Source organism: Streptomyces sp. CO7 (genome assembly GCF_053474865.1).
The window spans coordinates 999,264-1,001,596 of the sequence record NZ_JBRIOU010000004.1; the positions used below are offsets into that span (position 1 = coordinate 999,264).

Sequence of the window (2,333 nt, forward strand, 5' to 3'; positions counted from 1 at the left end):
GGGCCGCGCCCCGGCGCTACGCCGCGCCCCCCTGCGCCGCACGGCGCAGGGCGTCGGCGTGGGCGGCCCGCGCCTGCGTGAGGACCAGGTCGACGGCGGCGGGCGGCTGCGCGGTATCCTGCCAGGCCAGCAGGTGCCGCCAGGTCAGCGGCGTCCCCGCGAGCGGCCGGATCACGATCCCCGGCGCCGGCGCGAAGGTGGCCCTCGCCAGCCCCAGCGCCCGCCCCACCTGCACCAGATGCACGATCGACGAGGTGTCCGTCTCGAACAGGCTCCGCGGGGTGAACCCGGCCCGGGCGCAGGCCGCGGAGAAGCAGTCGGCGAAGCAGCCGTCCCCCGGCACCGCGCCCCAGTCCTCCCCGGCGAGGTCGGCCAGGTCGATCTCCGGGCGCCCGACCAGCGGATGGGTGGCCGGCAGCATGACGTGCACGGCGTCGACGGCGATCTCCCGCCAGGACACCTGCGGCGCCGCGGGCGGATGCGCGGATCCGCAGACCCCGACGAGCGCGAAGTCGATCCTCCCCTCGGACACCTGCCCGGCCAGCTCCCGCTCCGACCAGGTGGTGGTGGTCGTCACCGGTACGCCGGGCGCCGCGTCGGCCAGCCGGGCGAGCAGGCCGGCCGGCAGCGGCCCGTGCGTCCCGCCCAGCCGGAACCGGCGCGGGCCTGAGCGCGTGCGGGCGAACAACGCGGCCTCCTGCTGGAGTTCGGTCACCGCCGGCAGCACCACCCGGGTCCGCGCCAGCACCAGTTCGCCCAGCGGCGTCGCCCGCACCCCGAACCGTCCGCGCTCGAACAGCGTCCCGCCCAGCGTCCGCTCGATCCGCTTCAGCTGCGCGCTCAGCGTCGGCTGGGACAGTCCCAGCGCCGTCGCCGCACGGGTCAGACTGCCCGCGTCGGCGATCTCCCTGATCACTCTCAGATGCCGCAACTCCAGCTCCATGCACGGAGCTTGATTCCTGTGCCGGGTGGACGCAAGGGCCGTGGGCACGCAGCAGGACGCCCCCGCCGGAGGGATGGAGGAACTCCGGCGGGGGCGCGTCACCGGCGGGCGGCGCGGGGTGAAGTGTTGCCCGCCGGAGCCGGTTCCCCTGTCACAGGGACAGGAGGGACGTGGGCCGGTGAAGGCCCGTGGGTGGTTCAGTCGTTGCGGCCGCCGGCGAGCTCCTCGCGCACCGCCCAGTAGGACGGCTTCGGGGCGTAGTTCTCGTCGTAGATGTTGGCCGAGCCCTCACCGTCGAAGACGCCGGGCACCCAGGAGTACTGGTCGGCGAAGCCCCAGATGGTGAACGAGGTGCACTTCCGCTGGTCGAGGCAGGCGTCCAGCATGCGGCCGAAGTACTCGGCCTGACGGTCGAGCTTGGCCTCGTCCATCGGCATGTCGCCGCGCACGTCGACCTCGGTGAAGGAGGACTCCACACCGATGTCGGCGAAGCGCTTCAGGTTGGCCGGGATGTCGCCCGGGAACCCGTAGCGGGTGCTCAGGTGACCCTGGATGCCGAAGCCGTCCACCTTGACGCCCTGGGCCCGCAGGTCCTTCACCAGGTTGTAGTAGGCGGTCGACTTCGCGTTGACGCCCTCGACGTTGTAGTCGTTGACGTACAGCTTCGCGAACGGGTCGGCCTGGTGGGCCCAGCGGAAGGCGTCGGCGATGTACGACGGGCCGAGCTGCTGGTACCAGAGCGACTGGCGGTAGCTGCCGTCCTCCTCGAAGACCTCGTTGACGACGTCCCACTGGTAGAGCTTGCCCTTGTAGTGCTTGGCCACCGTGGTGATGTGCTCACGCAGGATCTGGCGCAGCTCGTCCTTGGAGATCGAGCCGTCGGCCACGCCCGAGGTCAGCCAGCCCGGGAGCTGGTTGTGCCACAGCAGGGTGTGACCGCGGACCGCCTGGCCGTTGGAGCGGGCGAACTTCACCAGGGCGTCGCCCTGGGTGAAGTCGTAGACCCCGCGCTGCGGCTGGAGGGTCTCCCACTTCATCACGTTCTCGGCGGTGACCGAGCTGAACTCGCGGGCCGTGATCTTGCGGTACGTCGTGTCCTCGGCGAGGGCGTCCATGTTGACCGCGGTACCGAAGAGCAGGTGGTCGCGGTTGGCCAGGGCCTTCAGCGGAGCACCCTTGGGGTGGTGGTAGGCGCCCGCCGGAGCGGCCTGCGCGGAGGTGACGGCGCCGGTGAACAGCAGCGCCCCGCTCGCCATGACGGCTGCGGCAGCACGGAGGTGCTTCATTGCGGTCCTCTCGATGGTGCTTGATGTCGGTGGAGCGTTGCGGCACCCGTGCCGGACGGCGGTGGTGCCGAGGACGGCGGCCCCAGGCGGGGGCAGTGCTGCCC

At 72.1% G+C, this 2,333-nt stretch carries 2 protein-coding genes; both read right to left on the reverse strand.

Translation table 11 applies throughout. The annotated features are described in order from the left end of the window. Positions 1 to 16: 16 nt before the first annotated feature. Positions 17 to 943 (reverse strand): LysR family transcriptional regulator, encoded by a 927-nt coding sequence (locus ACOV8S_RS17395; protein ID WP_448318681.1) that lies wholly within the window; start codon positions 941 to 943, stop codon positions 17 to 19. A 197-nt stretch (positions 944 to 1,140) separates the two neighbouring features. Beyond that, a complete protein-coding gene (locus tag ACOV8S_RS17400; RefSeq protein WP_448318682.1) occupies positions 1,141 to 2,229 on the reverse strand; it encodes an endo-1,4-beta-xylanase in 1,089 nt (362 codons plus the stop codon). Positions 2,230 to 2,333 lie beyond the last annotated feature (104 nt).

Bases quoted from the DNA above. Each gene is read 5' to 3' on its own strand.
- ACOV8S_RS17395 (WP_448318681.1), bottom strand. From the start codon at position 943: ATGGAGCTGGAGTTGCGGCATCTGAGAGTGATCAGGGAGATCGCCGAC.
- ACOV8S_RS17400 (WP_448318682.1), bottom strand. From the start codon at position 2,229: ATGAAGCACCTCCGTGCTGCCGCAGCCGTCATGGCGAGCGGGGCGCTG.